Genomic DNA, 20711 nt, shown 5'->3' with positions numbered 1-20711 from the left:
TATTATTCGCTATCTTGTGTGGTTAAAACCGGCAGCTGGAAAGAGAAAGTCACCCCTTCCACATCGTCATTATCTATATGGCGAATCATTTCCACCAAATAGCCGTTCACGTCTAACTGTAAGCCTTGTTGCTTAGCCGCGTTAAACAGCGCTTCTAAAGCCGTGCTATAGGCAACATGAGAAACCAGATAAACATCGCTGCACAAGTAGTATCCTTCTGGAATGGTCACATCGTAACGCTCTTTAGCCACTTGCCAGTTACCGATTTTAGCGTCTATGTCGTCCCACTTGTTTCTCATCTGCTTAATTGGTGTTGTACCCATGAGCTGTGTTGATTTCAGACCATACATTTCAAACGCAGTATCCCAGTCTGGATCGTCTAGTTTAAGCTTCTGCATACCGCGTTCTGGATACCAAACCACCTCTGTCGGCATCGACTTAACCAACTCTTTTTCGATGGAAAACTGCACACCGGGATGTGCCAACCTCTGGATAAAGTCGGCCGTCTCTTTTGGTGTCGCGTTGTAACCCATTTCCCTAATGTGCTTCGCAGTCACGCCCAGCTCACGCTTGAGCGCCTTGCCTAACGATTGTGACGACGAGAACCCACAATACTGAGCAATCTCAATAAGACTCCATGGCTCGTCTTTGATCAACAAACTAACCGCAATCTGTAGGCGTACTCGGCTCAGGTACTGACCTGGCGTTTCATTAAACAGCTCAGTAAACTTGCGATGAAAATGGTATGGCGAGATCGCGCTCTCGGTTGCTATCTCTCCCCAAGTAGGACGCTCCCCCCACTCTTCATGCATTAAATTAAGTGCATTACTAAAGCGTTTTTGAAGGTGCTCAGGTAAAGATTCAACCAAAGCAATCTCAGGCACTAGCTTAAAACCAGGCACTGATTGATAGTCAGCTTTACTCTGTTGCGTCTTACGGTCTTTGTTGTCAGGCATAGAAGATCTTGTCTCTGTCGGCTTGATCGAAATCGATCGTTTGGCTTCACTATCGTCTTTGTCTTTTATAAAATCAATCATGAGCGTTCCAAAGTGAGCTTTGTCTGTACATGCGGTTCTTGTCCGGCCGGTTCTTTTTCAATTAGATCTTCAAATTGAGGCGCTTTTCGGTAAAACAAACCAAGCAACACGGGTATCAAAATCAACGTTACTAAAGTGGCGAACAGTTCACCAAACACCAAGGACACCGCCGCAGGCTTTAAGTACTGTGCTTGTTCCGCAGTTTCACTTAGCAATGGCAACAAGCCACACACAGTAGTTATCGTAGTTAAGAAGATCGCTCTCAAACGGCTGGTGCCAGCAATTACTAACGCTTGCTGTAATGGGACCCCTTGGCGATATTCAGCATTAAAACGCGTGATCAGCACCAACGAGTCATTAATCACGATCCCCGTCATGGCCATCATGCCGAACATTGAGAGAATGCTGATCGGCAGATCCATCAAGTAATGACCAAAAATCGCACCTGCAAAACCAAACGGTATTACTGCCATGATGATCATCGGTTGCCAGTATGACTTCAAAGGCACCGCCAACAAGATGTAGATCATCAGAAGCGTCAGGATCATCGCCGATTTAAAACCATCAGATACTTCCCCTATCTCTTCAAATTCACCACCCGCTTTAATGGTAACGCTTGGATATTGAAGATGCAGAGACTCAATCATATCTTCAAGTTGCTCACCTGTTTTCTCTGGTGATTGCAGGTCGCGGTTTTGCTTCCAATAAAGGTTGATCACTTGCTCTAGATCGCGACGGTAAACCACCTGCGGCTCTTGCTCGTGACGGAACTCAGCAATATCGCCAATCATCACGCTACCACCGTTCGGCAACATAATGATGGCTTGTTTTAGCTGAGCTAAGGTTCTTCGCCCATCTCTGGGATATTGCAGCAGCACCTTGGTTTCTTGTCCGTTTTCTAAAAGACGATGAACCTCCCTTTCACCAAATGCTTCGCCTGCAAGTTTAGCTAATGTGGCTTGAGTTAATCCAAGCTGCTGACCATATTGATTCAGCACCAAACGAACTTGTGGTAAACCATCCTGACCATCATCGTAGACATCAGAAACACCTTTTAATGACGCTAGAGTATCTGCTAGCTGCTCACTGACACGAGACGCCAACTCACGATCATTGGAAGAGATCGTTAAGAACGTGCCGCCAGCAGGCTCCTCTGCCGCGCTAAATTTCACCGAGTAAGCCCCTTCGATTTGCCCAGTACTTTCTCGCCATCGCTTCATCAGTAAGTTACCCGGTAATGAGCTTAAAGATTCACTGGTGAGCTCGGCAGTGACTTCAATTTCGCCATAGCCATCAGACCAAGTAAGTAGGTTCACCACGGGCTTCTCTTGTAATGGGTAATCTTCCATTAAGCCTTTTTCTACCTGTGTCATCGCTTGTTCTACTTGCAGCAAAGTTTGGCGCTGCAGTGGTAATGGTGCACCGTCTTCTAACTCAATCACCGCTGTAATGTATCGCCCTGGAATTTCAGGGAACAGTGCACTTCGAATCGCCCCATTCGACCACATACCATATGCCAGTGAGATAACCGCCACAAACCCAAGCAAAGACGCCACCTTGTAGCCAAGTGTGAACTCCAATACTGGTTTGTAGACGTTAAGATTGAACCACTGCAAGCCGCCTTGAGCCGTATTCTGAACCTTGGCAAAGATACTGGTAGATGGCTTTTTCACTGAAAGCTGAGCCAAGTGTGACGGTAAAATAAATTTGCTTTCAATCAGTGAAAAGATCAAAGCGAAGATCACCACGGCCGAAAACCCAGCTAGCACCTTGGCTAACTCATTGTTAATCCAGAGCATTGGAGAGAATGCAGCAATTGTCGTTAGCACACCAAACACGGTTGCCACGGATACGGAATGCACCCCCTGCCAAGCGGCTGTTTTGCCGTTTATATTAGAAGAATAGCCGGCGTTACGCGTCCGTTTTTCATGTATCGCTTCACCCACAACCACAGCGTCATCCACCAGCACACCGAGTACTAGGATAAAGCCAAACAAGGTGATGTCGTTGATGCTGAAGTTAAAAAGCTGCATTGCAGCTAGTGTTCCTGTAAGCGCAACCGGGATTCCCATTGCGACACAAAACGCGAGCCTGATTTCAAGAAATATCCCAAGTAAAATCAATACAATTAGTAAGCCTTGCCATGCGTTTTCGCTCAAACGAAACAGCTGCCCTTCAATGTAAGGCGCCATATCAGCCATGGTATTCAGCTCAATATCCGAAGGCAGAATCGCACGTTGCGCATCCAGAGTTTCACTGATCGCTTCGCTGACTTTAAGCAGATTATCGGTTTGGCTAGTACTGACCAACAAAGCGATCGCATTGGAACCGTTGTTACGCACGATAGAGCCGCTGTATTGGTAACCACGGCTTAGCTTGGCAATGTCTCCCAAGTGTATTTTTCCGTTACTTCCCGAAATCACGACTAGCTGATTGAGCTTCCGTAAATCATCGGCGTAACCGTCACCACGAATAACCATTCGGCCTTTGTCACTAATTAGTTCACCACTGCGAGACTCTAGCGAGCGCTGCTCAACTAAACCTGCAAGATCTTCCAAGCTCAGCCCTAGCGCCTTGAGTTGATCAGGATCTGGCTCGATAACCAACTGAGGTGTTCGAGTTCCCCAGTTTGAGACCTTTGAAATTTGAGGGCTCTTCTTCAGCGCTTGTTCAAGCTGCATAGCGATAGGTTGCAGCTCATCATCAGTTCTTGGACCTGACACCACAACAAACGCAGCTAAGTTGGTAAACTCGTTACGCACCACTTGCGGTCTTTCTGCTTGCACGGGAAATCCGTTGATGGCGCTTACTTGATTACGAATGTCATCCAGCAGCTTGTCTAAGTCTGTGCTGCTTGTTTTACGTACCACGACTCGTGACATTCCAGCACTCGATTGGCTGGTAATCTGCTTGATGCCTGCAATGCCAGTGATCGACTCTTCGATTCGTTGCGTCACGCTCTGATCAATCTGTTGTGCAGTACCGCCAGGATAAGCCACAGTAATGCTGATTGATGATGGTGCAATTTGCGGGAACGACTCGACACGCAACTGACCAAACGCCAGTACGCCACTGATAACAATCGCCATCATCAACAAATTGGCAGCGACTGGGTTATTAATGAACCATTTTGTCATCCAACTCATTGGTTTTATTCCTTAATCTGTTTGACATCAGATTTACCCGCGAGCATGGCTTCAGAATGGCTACCATTGAACCTAGGCGCGACTTGTTTACCGATAAGCATGGAAGAAAGTGGATACTGCACCACTCGGCGAGGCTTATCACTTCGATCATTGAAGCGAATATCAAGCTCTTGGTTGCCTTGACCAATAAGCGTTACCGACTCTTTTCGTAAACGATCTTCTGTGTCTAACGTCCACACATACCCGTCTCGTGTCATCGCGCTCAGAGGTACGCTGACTACGTCATCTTGAAGACCAAGGTTAACCACAGCTTGAACCTGCTGATTAGGGAAAAGCCTAGGCTTGTTTTGGTAAGGATTTACAACCGACAACACTACTTGTCTTTGGCGAGTCAACGAATCGACTTCTGGCGACACATAGCGCACCTCAGCCGGCCATTGGTTCCCAGAACGACTCACGACACGAATGCTCGGCTTAACCAAGGCAGCTTGTACTTGTTGCCAATGCATTTCAGAGATTGGAAGCTCAATATCAATCGAATCACTGGCGGCTAACTCAAAGGTCACTTGCCCCGCCTCTACCCACTCTCTTGGGCTAATGTGGCGTTTCATGACGACCGCATCAAAAGGCGCCGTGATCACTGACTCTTCCACTAGCTTCTTCGCACTTACGTAAGCTTGTTTGGCTTGTTGCAAGTTGGCCTTTGCAGCATATACTTGGGGTTCTCTGCGCGCAAAGGACGAACTTGTTTTTGGGTTGAGCATCTTGAGCGCGACGGTTTGTTCATGCTTAGCCTGTTTAAATTCCAGCTCCGCTTGCTTTAACGCACTCAACGCTTGCGCCAAGTTCGCATCAACGGCGCTGGTATCTAGCTTCGCCAACACATCGCCCTTGTTAACTAACTGTCCCGGCTCGATAGTTCCATTAAGCCATTTTAGTTGCGCACTACTCGACGCTTTAAGTTGAATTGACCAGCGAGCAGTGGTTAAGCCAAGTATCGTTAACGTCGATTCGTGCTGTGTAGGTCTCACCTCCAATATAGAAACCGGAGCTAATACTGCTTGCTTCTTCACAGGTTCCGTTGCTTCGGGTTCCAATTCATCGACAACAATCAAGGCAACAAAGATAGCCGCACAACCGACTAATACAGACAGTGGCTTTTTAAACTTCATAAGGCATCTCCTTGGTAGCCTGTTGGACAAAGGTAGGATTGAGTCGCTGACTAATTTCAGTAAGACGAGAGAGGGTTTGTAGCGTAATTGGCAACATCACTGCAGTTTCAACAAACTCCAATGAGTAGGTAACGATAGAGAACACTTGCCCTGCGGTCGGCTGTATAAGCTGGCTTACCATCCACAAATTGCCTACGACAGCGCCAAACAGCACAGTAAAGATCAACCCGTAGACAATCGCCTCAGTGTCTGAAAGCTTGATTTCACACTGTTTTAGTCGCTCAAAGTGCCAACGAAGAGCAGACAAACGAACACCGTTCAACAGTTGAACCTGCTGTTCGACTTGATCGTTGAATTGGCCATTAAGTTGGGTAAAGGTTCGGTGGAACACGCCATAAATCGCAAGCATCGACAACCCAGCAAACAACATGCAAAGCGCCAATGAGAAGTGGAATGTAGAGAGAATCACCACAGTCGCAACAAGCTGTACCACTGCCGTCATCAAAGCGGGTAAATCGTCTTCTAAAAAATCAACTAACTCACGCGACATGGTGAGTCGAGCATCTTTGGTTGAAACAGATAAACCGCGCAAATTGCGCTCCACGATATTCGCCAGTTTTACACGAATCGCGCCATATACACGGGTATCGTAAAAACGACGAACGACACTGATGATCACCAGTACAATAAGGATCAGTGCCAGTATCATCAAAGGCTGGAAACTTTGGTTTAACACACCGTCGATGGCGTAACCAATAAACAGCGGGAGCAGAATAAGCATCACGTTTTCAGCCAAAACCATTAACCAAGTCGCAGCGACCTTTAATGGGTTTAGCCGAATAATCGTTAGCAGAGAGATAGGATGTTTGAATAGCATTATTGAGCCCATAAATGAATATGACGTCAGTATTACCAATTCGGCATGGGAAAAAGTGTCCCAGATTGCTGTATTGGGAAATCACATGCAATTCAAGGGGAGCAAACTCTATAGGCAACGAGCTTAATTCATGAATTAGAGGGAGGTTAGGACAGAAAGGTGGAGTTTATCGAAGTGAGAACTGGGATAACTCACCCGACAGCAGAAAACATTGATTCGCTTATGTTTAGTACAAACGTATTGTTTATTAGGTACGTACTGCCGGGCGTAGATTAAATTAGCTGCTTAGTGTGTCTTCAAATACACCTAGCTTACGACCCAGCCAGATCGCTCGCACTGTATGGTCTAATGTTTCTTCACCACCGGTTACAGGGTGAATCAGCACCGACATATCACCACGCTCTTGTTCAAGCCATTCCACAATGCCCGACTCTTTGTTGGCAAAATGAATCTCAAACATCGGCATTTTATGTGGGCCAACTAAACGTTGTACCAAAGGAAAAACCTCTATTACATCTTTGCGCTCAGATAGAATCTTTTGACGCAGTGTTTCTGCTTGCTCTGCAAATCGCAGAGGGAAATAAACATGACCGTGGTACATGGCACCATCCTTTAAAATTATGATGTCGCAAGTTTATACCTAAACCGCATTCAATAGCTAAAGCTAAATATGATAAGTCAGCACTGTCGTCAATCACAAAAATATCGTTGCCATTGGTTGTTCTTAGTGTCTGATCTACAACTAGTTGATTGATTCGATTTGTCTCTAGACCATCTAATTGACTTAGCCAATCCGCACATTTAATACCAGCAGCCCATACTTGCAGATCTGCTGAAATAACTTCGTCTTCTGAAGTGACTAATTTCGCCTCTTCAGCTTTTTGAATTCGAGTCCCAGTTCTAACGTTAATGCCTTGCTTTACCAAAGCTTCATGAACTCGTTTCGACATGCATTCAGGCCCAGTAGGCAACACGCGATCAGCCGCTTCAATCAAAGTGATTTCAAGGCTGCCTTCCTGACGATAGCGCTGTAACTTGGCACTCACTTTTGCAAGCTCTGCCGCCAGTTAAACACCCGTTGAACCTGCGCCAACAATTGAAATTTTACGCTGACTGCTTGAGGGTTGATTTCTGCCAAGCTTTTTGGGCTTGCCCTGCTGAATCAAGGAATAGACAGTGTTCACTCACGCCTTCTGTTTTAAAATCATTGCTGATAGCGCCGAGTTCTTCGTCGAATGTTCTCGCTGCGATTTCGTGTAAGCGCGGTTTCCAGTAGTGGTGTGGCGATGGCTCAACAAGTGTCACATCATAACGTTTATCACGACCTAAACGCGTAACCAATTCGAGGCCAGCAGCGCCGCCACCAACCACAACAATCTTTTCTTTCTGTTTCAACAATCGCTTACCCACCATGCCTAAAGGCAAAATCTTTCTGATGGAACTAATTATATTTATAACAAAGTCAACAATAATACCAACCCAAATTAAACCGCCTTTACTAATTTGTAATAATAGAGTTCAGATTGATTCATAGCAGGCTCAAAAAAGCGCCACATTCCATAAGAATATGTGGCGCTTTTGTCTACCTAAGATAAAAACTAAGGCCTTAGTTTCAACACGTTATCAATGTCTTCAGAAGAGTGGCGCTCTGGTACTTGTTCCCACTCATCACCCCATGAGCGGTTAATGATACGACCGCGTTGGAAGCCTTCACGCGCTTCTAGTAACTTCGCCCAGCGAACGACATTGGTGTAAGACTCCACTTGTAAAAACTCAGCAGCATCATAAAGGTTACCTAGTACCAGGTTGCCATACCAAGGCCAAATCGCCATATCGGCGATAGTCAGCTCTTCTCCAGCGACAAAGGTACTGTTTGCTAGCTGCCTATCCAATACGTCTAGTTGACGCTTAGCTTCCATCGCGAAGCGGTTAATTGGGTACTCTTGCTTTTCATCTGCGTAAGCGTAGAAGTGACCAAAGCCGCCACCTAGGAGTGGGGCTGAGCCTTGTGCCCAGAATAGCCAGTTAAACGTTTGAGTGCGAGCGGCACCCTCTTTCGGTAAGAAGTGGCCAAACTTTTCAGCTAAATGAACCAGAATGGAAGCCGATTCAAAAACGTTCACGTCTTCATTGCCAGATTTATCGACCAAAGCAGGAATTTTCGAGTTAGGATTTACACCAACAAAACCAGAAGAGAATTGATCCGATTCTCCAATGTTGATCAAGTACGCATCATATTCAGCTTCTTTCACGCCTGCGGATAGTAACTCTTCAAGCATGATCGTCACTTTTTGGCCATTAGGTGTGCCAAGAGAGTAGAGTTGCAAAGCATGTTCACCAACAGCCAGATCTTTGTCGAATCGAGCGCCAGATTCAGGGCTATTAATATTTGCCCACTTGTTACCACCTGCAGTATCGTTAACCCACACTTTTGGCGGCGTGTATTGTTCTGACATGATATTTCCTTATTAGAATAGGGTCTTACCAACAGATATTAGGTCACAACTTCTTGGTTAAAACCCCTCGATGCATTTTCTTTTCAAACTGTTAAGCATGCCTTATTCCAGAACGACATCTCCCACATACAACCCCCTTTGTATAAGCGTTCACAAACCAGTCAAGCGCAAATTGATGTTGGTTAAAGCAAAGTATCATTTAGTGGCAACACCACTAGAGCTTCAATAAAGCTGTGATAATTTCGACTCATTACAACAAATAGGAATTTGGCAATGTCTTCAGATTACAATGGCTCAAGCGCGGCATACGCTCGCCAAGAGCAAGGTTACCGTGAGAAAGCACTCAAACTTTACCCTTGGGTTTGTGGTAAGTGCGCTCGTGAATTTGTTTACTCAAACCTAAGAGAGCTGACGGTTCACCACGTCGACCATGACCACACAAATAACCCTGAAGACGGCAGTAACTGGGAACTATTGTGCCTTTACTGTCACGATCATGAACATTCTAAATACACAGACCACGAACGCTATGGCGTCGATGCCACAGCACGTTTAGATGACCACCAAACGGCAACACATAACCCGTTTGCTGACCTAGCGAAGATGATGAAAAAGTAAAACGCTCTTCATTTCAGGCTCGATAACAAGAAACCCCAGCATGTCGCCATACTGGGGTTTCTTCTATCTGCGGCCAAATAAAATCTCGCAGGATCAAAAAAGCCTTCTGAAGAAGGCTTTTGAAAATCTGTTTTTAATTATGCTGCAGCTTGCTTACGAGATTCTTCAATCTGTTTCTCACGCTTCTTTAGTGTCAGCTTCTCTCGGTAAGAGAACCACACATAAGACACAACTACTAAGAAGAATAAATAAGACAATGAGAAGATGAAAGGTGACTGGATAATATCGTTAGAGATACCCCAAGACACGCCTACCACTGTTACCGCGATTTTAGCAAAGAAGCCGCATAGTAGAAGTACCAAAGCCAACTGAGGGAAACGTGTGCTGCGGAATGCAAGCCAGTAGCAACTTCCCACTGCAAGCGTTGCAATGTAGAAACCGAATAAGAAAGAGTGAATATGATCAGCGGCTGCTACACCACCAGTAATCGACATCAGTAGAATTAAAAATAGTTTCATAACACTTGCCTCTTAGTAGACTAGAAACGCATCCTTTCAAATTTGAAATCTCAGTTTGCGTACTATTTTCCCACTTTTTACAGACAAAACAAGCCCAAAAAGCGCACAAATTGTAACCAACAAGAAACACAAAGCCCCACATTAACAATCGGTTAACATTCATAAATTCAACAAACTAAGCCCCCTCTAGGGTTGTGGCGATAAATGTCTAATTTGATTTATTTTGTTACACAAAATTAACCAAAGAAATAACTTAAAATTAATTGCAATGATGTGATGACAGCACTGTTTGTAGGGGTACTAGCAGGAAAAGATTGGGTAAAAGCATGAATACTGGAGCCTAAACCAGCAGAGTGTACAAAAAAGAAAGGTGTTAACAACAACTGCAACACGCATAAAAAACAGTTCTTTAACAACTCAAGTTTAATTTTGATAAAAATGGAAAAAGAGATTCCAATCACATTTTTATTGGTTATAATCCGCGCTCTTTTGCGCTATCTGTTGATAAACGCAAACTAATTTTGAAGAAATAATCACAATAACCCGTCTTTAGTCCTGTGGATCTCACTAGACCAAAGACAAAACTGAGAATAAAAATGAGCAAGATTGATAAAGCTACACGTATCCTGCTAGCAGGCTTCTGTATCAACCTTTGTCTTGGCATCCTGTATGCTTGGAGTGTATTTAACAAAGCCCTACAAGGTGAAGGCTGGTCTGCAGCTGAAGCATCAGCACCATACGCGACTGCAACAATCACATTCTCTATCTGTCTTCTTGTTGCTGGTATCCTACAGGACCGCATGGGGCCACGTAAGATCCTAATTCTTGGTACAGCTCTTACTGGCCTTGGCATGATCGCATCAGGTTTTGCGACTTCTCCGCTAATGCTAAACATCACATTCGGTGTGATGGCAGGTGCTGGTATCGGCTTCGGTTACGCATGTCTTTCCCCTTCTGCAATGAAGTGGTTCCACCCTTCTAAGAAAGGTATGGTTAACGGTCTTATCGCAGCAGGCTTCGGTCTAGCGGCAATTTACCTTGCTCCAGTAACTGCTGCTCTTATTGAGAGCATGGGCATTCAAACAAGCTTTAAGATTCTTGGTGTTGGTGTACTAGCCGTCGCTGTACCTCTAGCAGCAACAATCAACAACCCACCAGCGGGTTACGCTCCAGCTGAACCAAAAGTAAAAGCTGGCCAAGGTCCAAAAGCTGTTAAGAAGAGCGAAGACCTATCTTGGAAAGTAATGCTGAAGACTCCTCAGTTCTACTCTCTATGGATCATGTACGCACTCGCAGCTTCTGTTGGCCTCATGATCATCGGTAACATCACAAGTATCGCAAGCGCTCAAGCAAACCTACCAAACGCGGTTTACCTTGCTTCTATCCTTGCTGTATTTAACTCAGGCGGTCGTGTTGCTGCTGGTATGCTTGCTGACAAGATCGGTGGCGTTCGTACTCTTCTACTTGCATTCATCCTGCAAGGCGCAAATATGGCTCTATTCGCTACGTTTAACACTGAGTTCACGCTAATCATCGGTACAGCGGTTGCAGCGGTTGGTTACGGTACTCTACTAGCAGTATTCCCAACGCTTACAGCTGAGTTCTACGGCCTTAAAAACTACGGTACTAACTACGGCGTGCTTTACACGGCATGGGGTATCGGTGGTGCAATCGGTACAGCGGTTGTTGGTTACTCGATGACTAACGGCGACAGCTACGGTCTTGCTTACACTATCTCTGCAGCAATGATGGCAGTATGTATTGTTCTAGCAATCATCACTAAACCAATGTCTGAAGCGAAAGTTGCTGAGCTAAAAGCATCTCAAGCTTAATCTGATAAAAGATTGAATTTGAATAGAAAGAGCTTAACCTTAGGGTTAGGCTCTTTTTGTATCAAGCGACGTATCAAGTGACATTAGCATCCACTCTTCAGCTACACCCAACTTACTATCTCGACAACTTCAATCGACTGATTGAACACGCTCAAACGTACTACCCGGACCTTCTAAGCACCGATGAAACTCGTTGGCTGCAAAATTACAAACGCCTTTCTACACCTAGCCAGTGTTTAATGGTTCGTTTGCTGTCTCGTAAGGGGTGCTGGTTTCGCAGTGATAAACTCGACTATGATGAAATACCCAACCTCCCCGGCGCGCTACAAGAGCTAAGTGCATCATGTTTTATTGCGCTGAGTGATCCTAAAGCTTCGCACAACCTTATTATCACAGAACATGAGCTAGGCTTACACTTGCTCACCAAGCCTGAGCTAGTCAACGTATTCCCCTCCCTCAAAAGCAGTAAGTCGGCAAAAAAAGACGTGCTATTAGGACTGCTGACTCAACAACCTTTTGATAACTATGAAGCGTTAACATTTAACTGTATCCATGTTGTTGAAGCCGAAGTTATCGATGTATTGCTGCTACTCTTCTTCGCGAATACATACCAAGACCTCAGTCAGTTCGTGTTAAGCGATCTTGGCCTCAACACTTTTGAAAACTACCCATTGAGTAAGCAGCGTCACTTCTTCAACTCCAGAGAGCAGCTCAATCAACTGCTCTCAATACGCGACGTTCAGCGCCAATATTATGAAGGCGACCGTAAGGACTGCGACGTTCTTGAGCACCTTTTGCAATCCTTGCCGTGCGAATCAGAACATCGATCCATCGCGAGAAAGCGCTCACGCCTGATCAATGACATTGCTCGAGATCTAGAGAGACTCAATCAGAACGAAAAAGCGGTTCATTGGTTTAAACAATCATCAATTCCACCGAGCAGAGAGCGGCTTGCTCGCATCTACGACAAGCAAGATGAACTAGACCTTATGAGTGACACCGTCACTAAAATGCAAACAAATCCATCTGACGTATCAGAACTGGAAGTCGCCGTTAAACTTGAGCAGAGGTTGCTACGCAAGCAGGGACAAAAGGTTCCACGCGCTTCAAAGCCAATTTGCGAACAAATTAGATTAGAATTAGATCTAAGCCAAACCAGAGTTGAACTTGCCGTTAAGCAACATTTTGAAGCTCAAGGTTGGGAAGTCTACTATTCCGAGAACAGCTTTCTGTGTGGGTTATTCGGCTTGGTGTTTTGGGATGTGATTTTCTCAGATGTGGAGGGGGCGTTTATCAACCGCTACCAACATCGACCATTGGATCTCTATCATTCAGACTTTCAACAAAAGCGTGAATTGCAAATCAATGCCATATTCCAAACCATCTCGAACCAAGGCATTGATCACTTGCTCGATGTCTACGATGAAAAGTTTGGCATTGCTAATCCATTTGTGCATTGGAATCACTTCCCTAAAGCACTCGTCGAATGTAGTATCCACTCAGTACCACGAGCCTTGCTGATCGATCTCTTCAAAGTCATATTAAGTGATCTAAAACTGTTTAGAACCGGAATGCCAGACCTGATTGCCTTTAAAGGTGACCAATTTCACTGGATAGAAGTCAAAGGCCCTGGAGACAAATTACAAGATAATCAATGGCGTTGGATAAAAGAATTTGAGCGACTCTCAGTCCCCTTTTCTGTTTGTTACGTTAACCAGTAGATCTAAATACTGAGCTCTAAGCCCGCAGCCAAGCCTAGCGAATCACTCAACCCTGTAGAGATCTTGTCTACAAAATTGTCAGAACATGAGCATTTTCAATCATTTTCGATATAATTAGAAAAAATGCCAAATATCTAAGTACGTATGAATTTGAAAAAACTCTTCATTTTGTCTCTTGTCAGCGTGTTCTCAGGTTGTGCCGTGTACGCGGGTCTAAACTTCGATGAACTGTTTGGCGAACCACAAGTTCGTGATCGCCAGACTCCTATCCTTTCAGCTCAATCGCAACACTTTCTCAACGAAGTTAAACCGATCATTGATAACCGATGTGTGGTTTGTCACGCCTGCTACGATGCCCCTTGCCAACTTAAAATGTCTTCTGTGGAAGGTATCGACCGAGGTGCAAGTAAAGCACTGGTTTATCAAGGTACGCGTTTAACAGCATCGGCTCCCACGCGCTTGTTTGAAGATGCGTTAACTACACAAGAGTGGCGCGATGCTGACTTCCACCCTGTACTCAACGAACGTATGCAGAACTCGACGGCTAACTTAGATGCCGGGCTTGTCTCTCGTATGTTGATACAGAAAGAAAATCACCCACTTCCAGAGCAAACACAGTTAGAAGGCTTCGACTTTTCAATTGATCGTGACCAGCAGTGTCCGACTATCGAAGAGTACGCTCAATATGAGAGAGATTACCCTACGTGGGGGATGCCTTATGGTATGCCTAACTTAGACAAGACAGAATACGCGACTCTGATGAGCTGGCTAGAAAATGGCGCTTTGATGAACGAACACATTCCACTAAGTGAAGCTGAGCAAGAGCTGGTTAATACTTACGAAAAATTCCTCAACAAGAGCTCACGAAAGAGCCAACTTTCAGCACGTTACATCTATGAGCACCTGTTTTTATCACACGTTTATTTTTCTGAGTTAGGACAACCGACACGCTTCTTCTCGATCGTTCGTTCTGCTACGCCTCCTGGCGAACCGGTCAAGCGCATCACCACTCGTCGTCCTTATGACGATCCAAAAGTCCCACGCGTTTACTACCGCCTTATCCCTGAGCAAGGCACAATTGTCGACAAGACACACATGCCTTTCGCATTCAATGAAGAGCGCCTGCAAAACTGGAACACTTGGTTTGTTGATGCAGATTACACCGTAGATAAGCTGCCAAGTTACGATATTGATGTTGCCGCGAACCCAATGACCTCATTTGAAGCCTTGCCTGTAAACTCTCGCTTTAAGTTTATGCTCGACAACGCTCAGAACACCATCATGGCTTACATCAAAGGCCCGGTATGTCGTGGTCAGTTGGCATTGAACGTGATTAACGACCGGTTCTGGGTATTCTTTATAGACCCAGACAAGGCCAACCTTCCAGAGATCAACGCCTTCTATGCAAGTCAACGTGACAACCTTAAGCTTCCAAGTGAACTTGAAAGTAACACGGTTCCTGCAACTAACTGGGTTAGATATTCAAAACAGCAAGCACGCTACCTAGAAGGTAAATCAGACTTTACTAACAAGTGGTTTAAGGACGGTGAGAACTTAACGACAGACGTTATCTGGGATGGCAATGGTACTAACCCGAACGCTGCCCTTACTGTTTTCCGTCACTTTGACAGTGCATCGGTCGTGCAAGGCTTAGTGGGTCCTCAACCTAAAACGGCTTGGATTCTGGATTATGCACTTTTAGAGAGAATTCATTACTTACTTGTAGCTGGCTTCGATGTTTACGGAAACTTCGGCCACCAGCTCATCACTCGTATGTTTATGGACTTCTTACGTCTTGAAGGTGAAAGTAACTTCTTAACTCTGTTACCAAAAGATGTACGACACCTCGAGCACTCAAGCTGGTACCAAAACCAAAGCGTTCAGTTGAGCGACTTCTTGCAACGTAATATCGCACCTTTTGATCAGCCAACTAGCGTGGTGTACAAAACGGACGATCCAAAACGCGAGCTACTCGATAAGCTGAAAGATAAGCTAAGCCCGATACTCAATGACCGTTATGAGATTGTTGATACTGGCTTTAGCCGTAAAAATGAAGCACTGCTTAAACAGGTAAGCTTGGTGAAAGGTGAAGGCCTACGCCATGTGCCTCAACTCGTGATGATCATGATCGAAGGCGAAAACGGTGAAGATCAACTGTTCACCATGATTCACAACAACGCTCACAGCAACATTTCTAGCCTGTTTAACGAAGAAGGTAACAGAGATTACGCTAATGACGACTTAACGCTCGTCCGAGGCATTGTAGGTAGCTATCCAGCCGCTTACCTATCACTGACAGAGAAGGAAGTTCCAACTCTAGTGCAGTCTCTACAAAACTTACAGACTGAAGAAGATTACGTAGCGCTACTCGATAAGTTTGCTATCCGACGCAGCTCTAGTGAGTTTTGGCCATTCAGTGACCGAGTGCATCGTTGGTACCAACAAGAACAACCGATAGAGTTTGGCCTGTTGGACTACAACCGCTTCGAAAACCGTTAGGCCGAAGCATTGCTTTAAAACAAAAATCCTCTGTCTTGGCAGAGGATTTTTTTGTTTCTAGATGCTCAGTTAGTCAGAGATCAGCTTAGCCTGAGAAGCTCATTATATGGCAGAGAACATTGAATATCAGACATGTTGTTGCAGTGCCGCTAGAGAGTCTTTAACGAGCACCGTTAACTCTTCAGAGCTCTCTCTATATTGCGTTAAAGGCTCACTGCTAATCTCAATGTTCTTACATACATCAAAAAGGGCTAATAGTCCTAAGCTGCCCGCTGACCCTTTGAGCTTATGAGCGAGTGATTTCACCTCACGGGCATTCTCCGATTCACTAGCGTCAGCCATTTCTTTTAACGTTTCATGGCTGCTTTGTTCAAATAGCCCGACAATCTGCTTCATCTTGTCCAAACCAAGAATAGACAAGTCGCCTTCGATTACTTTGCTATCAATTATCAATTTGCTGTCAGAAATGGTCACAGGACTTTCCTCTAGGTCTGGCTGTTCAACTTCGCTTGCGACTATAAGGTCGCTCTCAATACGTTTTTCACAGAACCCATGCTCGTTCCTCTTACAGGTCGAGTCGTTAGGATCTGGTTGTGGCAATAATAAAGTCTTCCCATCTAGCTGAGTCACTATCAGCCTTGCAAGCGCCTCTTTCTCCAAAGGTTTTGGCAAGAAGCCATCAAACCCATTCGCCAAATAACTTTCTACTTCTTCATTAAACACATGAGCCGACACCGCCACCATAAGAGGCGAATACTGCACAGAGCTATCTGGTATACAGTATAAAGCGGACGCTTGAACCTCAATCTCCTTAAGTTGTTGAATGAGATCAACACCATCGCAGTCTGGAAGGTTGATATCAACCAATGCAATATCAAAGACTTGTTCACTGTATATCTCACGAGCTTCTTGTCCGGTTGTGGCAATCACGACCTCATGCCCCAGGTTGTTTAAGAAGCCTTCAGCAACAATACTGTTAACTGGGTTGTCTTCAATCAACAGTACTTTAGCTCGAATGCAAGTTTCAACCACTGCGACTTTAGTTTCAATTTTTTCCCCAGCCTGAAGCGGTAAAGAGAACCAAAACTGACTGCCTTCCCCTTCTTCTGAATGAACGCCAATATCACCGTCCATTGCTAACATAATGCGCTTACTGATCGCCAGACCTAACCCTGTGCCACCCGTTGTGTTTCGACCACTGTTGGTTTGGCTAAACGCATCAAACAAACATTTTTGTTCGCTTTCATGTATCCCAACACCCGTATCGGATACTTCAAACATAACGCGGTTTTCATCTTCAAGATCTAAGCTGATGAAGATATCGATATCGCCCTTTTCAGTGAACTTAATCGCATTACCAACCAGGTTATTCAATATTTGGCTAATACGAGTGACGTCACCGCGCCAGTAGCGCTGTACATCGCTTTCAATATGGTAGCTAAAACCAAGCTTCTTCTCGGCTGCGCGCCCTTCCATCAATTGATAGGTGTCTTGAACCATTTGATGTAAGTCGAAAGACGCAATCCTTATCTCAAGATGCCCAGCTTCAATTTTAGAGTAGTCCAATACATCGTTGAGGATGGCTAATAAGTTCTTACCACTGCGATTGATGATGTCAGCATAGCCAGATTGTAGAGGGTTCAATCCGGTATCTTTTAGCAAACGAGCTGTACCCAATACCCCATTCATAGGCGTTCTGATTTCGTGACTCATGGTCGCCAAGAAGGCAGATTTAGCACGGCTCGCCTGTTCAGCAGCACTGCGCGCCTTCGCGTGGTTGGTTACCTCTACATTCAACTTCTCGTTAGTCTTTTGTAGTTGGTAGGTTCGCTCAGTGATCAGCTCTTCAAGGTGCTCTTTATGTTCTTCTAGCTCTCGTTTCGCTTTAGCCTCCCCCACAGCCACCACTTGTAGCGCCTGCGCCGTGTTTCTTGCTGTGATGATTGCTTCACCCATATGTGCAAGCTCATCATTACCTTTTACTGAGATATCAATATTAAGGCGCCCTTGTGCAATCGACATCAGAGCTGCCGAATATTCAGCAAGGCGCTTTACGACCGACACATACACCACGCGCCATACAATAAACGCCACTATCACCAAGCCAATAATTGAGATAACAGAAAGCGACCATTGCGCGAGGCTTAACGTAGAAGTCAGCTCATCTACTGCTTTTTTTGTACTCAGGTTGGAGTCATCGATCAGTTGGTTGACCGTCGTGTTCAGCTGTGAGAACAACTTCAACGTATTCTGCATCAGCAGCTCAGATTTTTTTGTGTTCTCATACTGCTCCAAAGAGATATCAAACACCACTTGGCGCTTTTGTAATTCATGGAGAAGCTGGGACATCTGCTCTGAACGTGTTGGATCTTCTACCACTTTGACGCGGCGAACCATGATCCTAAGGTTGGACTCAAACTCAGTTTGGATTTGATGGATACGCTCAACATTGGTTACCGTTTGAGTTTCCTCAATTTGGTTGAGCATTTTGAACGCCAGCAGGTGCAATTCATGTAGACGCTCTGAGAGGTCAAGGTCGACTTCCACCAGCGCATCTAAGGCTTGGTAGGCTTTATCGGTTTCTTTGGTTTCTAGCAGATCATAAATATGGGTAACGTTGGCAACGGCTATGGTTGCGGTATTCAGCACTTGAGTTCGAGTCAGCTGTTCTAGCTCTTCAGCCAATAAGCGCATCTCTTCAACGCGAGACGTCAGCTCTTTGGTTAGCCAGAGTTTACGTTCTACTGAAACGCCCAGCTCCGCCAGCGTATTGATTACGCTCTGCACGTTATTTTCAAGTTTATGCAGCAGCTCTGAATCAAAGCTATCCACCCCCAAATCTTTGATGTGTTGTAACAGGGCTTCTAGTTGGTCGAACAGCAGTGTCCCAGCCTCTTTACGCTCAACTTCATTTCTCGCATTAGAGAGGGTTTGCACAGACGAAATAATGCGATTACTCAACTCAGAAACCTGACGAGCTTCAATCATCGCTGGTAGCGCTGAATCAACAACGTTTCTCTCTGTTTTTGCAACAAAGCTAAATCCAGATACCCCGATCAATGCAGACAAAAGAACGAGCATCGCCATCACTAAAAATGAGGCCAGCAGCTTGCGTCCAATACTTGCTGAAGCTAACAACATAAAACCTAAACCTTAAAACGTTCTTCTTTACCCCTGCAGAATACGCTATATTTTGCAGTGTTTCTTATCTAAAACCAATAAAACGGCAATTCATGCGCACTAAATCCTTCGCGTCAAAACTTCTTTTATCTTTACTTGCGTTATTTGCCTCTTCAGCTAGTGCTGATGAGCTATTAAGCCCTATCAAACCGGCGACTGCGACTTCACAAAAAGAGAAGATTTGCGCCATCTACCCACACCTAAAGGATTCCTATTGGTTATCTGTAAATTACGGCATGATTTCCGAAGCTGAAAAATTGCAGGTAGAACTACGAGTACTCGAAGCTGGTGGCTATCCAAACATCGGCAAACAAGCCTCACAACTCGTCCTGTGTACTAAATGGGGTGCCGAAGCCATTATTTTAGGCACAGTATCACCAGACGCCTATCACGATAACCTTACTGACTGGGTTGGCTCGACACCTGTGTTTGTAACAGTGAACGAATTGACGTTAAGCAAAGAGCAGCAAAAAGTATTGAAAGGTACAGTTGGTGTTGATTGGTATCAGATGGGCTTTCAAGTAGGTAAGTATTTAGCGAAGCTCCATCCAACAGGCTCAGGCGAAACCCCTATTGCATTATTGCTTGGCCCTCAAGCAAGTGGTGGCACCAAGCCTGTTGCGTTAGGGTTCTATGACGCGATTAAAGATAGTGATGTAAAAATCGATGTGAGCTATTGGGCTGACAACGACAAAGAGCTGCAACGCAATCTTGTACAACAAGTGATAGAACAAGCAAAGGTTCAATACATCGTTGGTAGTGCCGTTGCCATCGAGGCTGCTATCAGTGAACTAAGAGCGGCGGGTAAAATCGATGAAATTGGTCTTATTTCCAGCTATTTGAGTCATGGTACTTACCGTGGCTTACTGCGAAACAAGGTACTTTTTTCACCAACAGACAAAATGGTGGAACAGGGTCGCTTGTCGGTGAAACAAGCGGTGAGTTATTTACGAGGGCAGCCTTACGAGATGCACAGCGCACCAAAAATTGAAGCTCTGACCCCAGCAACACTCAAAGATCAAGTTATTGCCGATTCATTGTCACCTTCTGAGTTTCGGCCGGTATTCAGTGTGAATCCATAGTGTTATATTGAGTTAAGCACTCATAAAAATAAAAATACGAACGATAATTTAGGGAAAATTCATGCAAAAAACAACGCGTACTATGCCAACGCATAAGCATATCGCTCTAGTCGCTCATGACCACTTCAAACCTGAGCTACTAAGATGGGTAAAAGAGAACAAAGAGAAGCTACAAAGCCATTTCCTTTATGCGACTGGTACAACGGGTTCTCTGCTAAGCAAAGAGACAGGTTTAGCAATCAAGAGCATGATCAGTGGCCCAATGGGTGGTGACCAACAACTGGGCGCTCTGATTTCAGAAGGTAAAATCGACATGCTGATTTTCTTCTGGGATCCACTTAATTCCGTACCGCACGACCCTGATGTAAAAGCACTACTGCGTATTGCGAGTGTTTGGAACATTCCAGTTGCAACCAACCGCGCGACTGCGAACTTCCTTTTCAACTCTTCAATGCTAGAAGAAGAAGTGATTATCGAGATTCCAGATTACGAAGCGTATCTTGCTGAGCGTACCTAACTCTCGTTAAGACAGACCAATACGTCAAAGACTAAAAAGCCAGCTTAATGAAGCGG

At 45.0% G+C, this 20711-nt stretch carries 16 protein-coding genes; 6 read left to right on the top strand and 10 right to left on the bottom strand.

The window, feature by feature from the left end:
* Nucleotides 1–2: 2 nt before the first annotated feature.
* From ACTRWI_RS04530 to yghU, 8 genes are all read right to left on the bottom strand, one after another.
* The gene (locus ACTRWI_RS04530) at nt 3–1037 is read right to left on the bottom strand and encodes a helix-turn-helix transcriptional regulator (protein WP_499129655.1); all 1035 of its coding nucleotides are present in this window, start codon (nt 1035–1037) and stop codon (nt 3–5) included.
* A complete protein-coding gene (locus ACTRWI_RS04525; RefSeq protein WP_499129654.1) occupies nt 1034–4183 on the bottom strand; it encodes an efflux RND transporter permease subunit in 3150 nt (1049 codons plus the stop codon). The genes ACTRWI_RS04530 and ACTRWI_RS04525 overlap by 4 nt, the downstream gene beginning before the upstream one ends.
* 5 nt (nt 4184–4188) lie before the next feature.
* Nucleotides 4189–5355 (bottom strand): efflux RND transporter periplasmic adaptor subunit, encoded by a 1167-nt coding sequence (locus ACTRWI_RS04520; protein ID WP_499129653.1) that lies wholly within the window; start codon nt 5353–5355, stop codon nt 4189–4191.
* Entirely contained in the window at nt 5345–6232 is an 888-nt protein-coding gene (locus ACTRWI_RS04515; RefSeq protein ID WP_499129652.1) for an ABC transporter six-transmembrane domain-containing protein, read from the bottom strand. Before ACTRWI_RS04515 ends, ACTRWI_RS04520 begins: the two co-directional genes overlap by 11 nt.
* Nucleotides 6233–6509: 277 nt before the next feature.
* Nucleotides 6510–6833 (bottom strand): DOPA 4,5-dioxygenase family protein, encoded by a 324-nt coding sequence (locus ACTRWI_RS04510; RefSeq protein ID WP_499129651.1) that lies wholly within the window; start codon nt 6831–6833, stop codon nt 6510–6512.
* On the bottom strand, nt 6757–7299 hold the full coding sequence (locus ACTRWI_RS04505) for an FAD-dependent oxidoreductase (RefSeq protein ID WP_499129688.1): 543 nt from the start codon (nt 7297–7299) through the stop codon (nt 6757–6759). Before ACTRWI_RS04505 ends, ACTRWI_RS04510 begins: the two co-directional genes overlap by 77 nt.
* A gap of 37 nt (nt 7300–7336) precedes the next feature.
* Nucleotides 7337–7627 carry an FAD-dependent oxidoreductase gene (locus ACTRWI_RS04500; RefSeq protein ID WP_499129650.1) on the bottom strand — a complete coding sequence of 97 codons (291 nt, stop codon included), beginning with the start codon at nt 7625–7627 and terminating at the stop codon, nt 7337–7339.
* Nucleotides 7628–7830: 203 nt separating this feature from the next.
* Nucleotides 7831–8688 (bottom strand): glutathione-dependent disulfide-bond oxidoreductase, encoded by an 858-nt coding sequence (yghU, locus tag ACTRWI_RS04495; protein ID WP_499129649.1) that lies wholly within the window; start codon nt 8686–8688, stop codon nt 7831–7833.
* A 273-nt stretch (nt 8689–8961) separates the two neighbouring features.
* On the opposite strand from yghU, the gene ACTRWI_RS04490 reads away from it, so the two are divergent.
* Nucleotides 8962–9306 (top strand): YajD family HNH nuclease, encoded by a 345-nt coding sequence (locus ACTRWI_RS04490; protein WP_004740276.1) that lies wholly within the window; start codon nt 8962–8964, stop codon nt 9304–9306.
* Nucleotides 9307–9443: 137 nt separating this feature from the next.
* Here the strand turns inward: ACTRWI_RS04490 and ACTRWI_RS04485 are convergent, their stop codons facing one another.
* Complete coding sequence (locus tag ACTRWI_RS04485) at nt 9444–9824, bottom strand: hypothetical protein (protein WP_499129648.1); 381 nt, start codon at nt 9822–9824, stop codon at nt 9444–9446.
* A 596-nt stretch (nt 9825–10420) separates the two neighbouring features.
* On the opposite strand from ACTRWI_RS04485, the gene ACTRWI_RS04480 reads away from it, so the two are divergent.
* The 3 genes from ACTRWI_RS04480 (at nt 10421) to ACTRWI_RS04470 (ending at nt 15876) form a co-directional block, all read left to right on the top strand.
* A complete protein-coding gene (locus ACTRWI_RS04480; protein ID WP_063522948.1) occupies nt 10421–11656 on the top strand; it encodes an L-lactate MFS transporter in 1236 nt (411 codons plus the stop codon).
* A 77-nt stretch (nt 11657–11733) separates the two neighbouring features.
* On the top strand, nt 11734–13377 hold the full coding sequence (locus ACTRWI_RS04475) for a VRR-NUC domain-containing protein (RefSeq protein WP_499129647.1): 1644 nt from the start codon (nt 11734–11736) through the stop codon (nt 13375–13377).
* 150 nt (nt 13378–13527) lie between these two features.
* A complete protein-coding gene (locus tag ACTRWI_RS04470) occupies nt 13528–15876 on the top strand; it encodes a fatty acid cis/trans isomerase (protein WP_499129646.1) in 2349 nt (782 codons plus the stop codon).
* A gap of 126 nt (nt 15877–16002) precedes the next feature.
* Here ACTRWI_RS04470 and torS read toward each other — a convergent pair whose 3' ends face one another.
* Nucleotides 16003–19017: a TMAO reductase system sensor histidine kinase/response regulator TorS gene (torS, locus tag ACTRWI_RS04465; protein ID WP_499129645.1), complete on the bottom strand. Its 3015-nt coding sequence runs from the start codon at nt 19015–19017 to the stop codon at nt 16003–16005.
* Nucleotides 19018–19109: 92 nt separating this feature from the next.
* On the opposite strand from torS, the gene torT reads away from it, so the two are divergent.
* The gene (gene torT, locus ACTRWI_RS04460) at nt 19110–20138 is read left to right on the top strand and encodes a TMAO reductase system periplasmic protein TorT (protein WP_499129644.1); all 1029 of its coding nucleotides are present in this window, start codon (nt 19110–19112) and stop codon (nt 20136–20138) included.
* A 61-nt stretch (nt 20139–20199) separates the two neighbouring features.
* Nucleotides 20200–20655: a methylglyoxal synthase gene (locus ACTRWI_RS04455; RefSeq protein WP_499129643.1), complete on the top strand. Its 456-nt coding sequence runs from the start codon at nt 20200–20202 to the stop codon at nt 20653–20655.
* The last annotated feature ends 56 nt before the right edge of the window (nt 20656–20711 follow it).

It is taken from the genome of Pseudoalteromonas sp. G5_S1_14_S5 (assembly GCF_054968605.1).
This window is presented reverse-complemented; position numbering and strand designations above follow the sequence as displayed.

Excerpts from the sequence above, each read along its gene's own strand:
- ACTRWI_RS04525 (WP_499129654.1), bottom strand. The coding sequence starts at position 4,183 with ATGAGTTGGATGACAAAATGGTTCATTAATAACCCAGTCGCTGCCAAT.
- torS (WP_499129645.1), bottom strand. The coding sequence starts at position 19,017 with ATGTTGTTAGCTTCAGCAAGTATTGGACGCAAGCTGCTGGCCTCATTT.
- ACTRWI_RS04530 (WP_499129655.1), bottom strand. The coding sequence starts at position 1,037 with ATGATTGATTTTATAAAAGACAAAGACGATAGTGAAGCCAAACGATCG.
- ACTRWI_RS04485 (WP_499129648.1), bottom strand. The coding sequence starts at position 9,824 with ATGAAACTATTTTTAATTCTACTGATGTCGATTACTGGTGGTGTAGCA.
- ACTRWI_RS04515 (WP_499129652.1), bottom strand. The coding sequence starts at position 6,232 with ATGCTATTCAAACATCCTATCTCTCTGCTAACGATTATTCGGCTAAAC.
- yghU (WP_499129649.1), bottom strand. The coding sequence starts at position 8,688 with ATGTCAGAACAATACACGCCGCCAAAAGTGTGGGTTAACGATACTGCA.
- torT (WP_499129644.1), top strand. The coding sequence starts at position 19,110 with ATGCGCACTAAATCCTTCGCGTCAAAACTTCTTTTATCTTTACTTGCG.
- ACTRWI_RS04520 (WP_499129653.1), bottom strand. The coding sequence starts at position 5,355 with ATGAAGTTTAAAAAGCCACTGTCTGTATTAGTCGGTTGTGCGGCTATC.
- ACTRWI_RS04510 (WP_499129651.1), bottom strand. The coding sequence starts at position 6,833 with ATGTACCACGGTCATGTTTATTTCCCTCTGCGATTTGCAGAGCAAGCA.
- ACTRWI_RS04455 (WP_499129643.1), top strand. The coding sequence starts at position 20,200 with ATGCAAAAAACAACGCGTACTATGCCAACGCATAAGCATATCGCTCTA.
- ACTRWI_RS04490 (WP_004740276.1), top strand. The coding sequence starts at position 8,962 with ATGTCTTCAGATTACAATGGCTCAAGCGCGGCATACGCTCGCCAAGAG.
- ACTRWI_RS04480 (WP_063522948.1), top strand. The coding sequence starts at position 10,421 with ATGAGCAAGATTGATAAAGCTACACGTATCCTGCTAGCAGGCTTCTGT.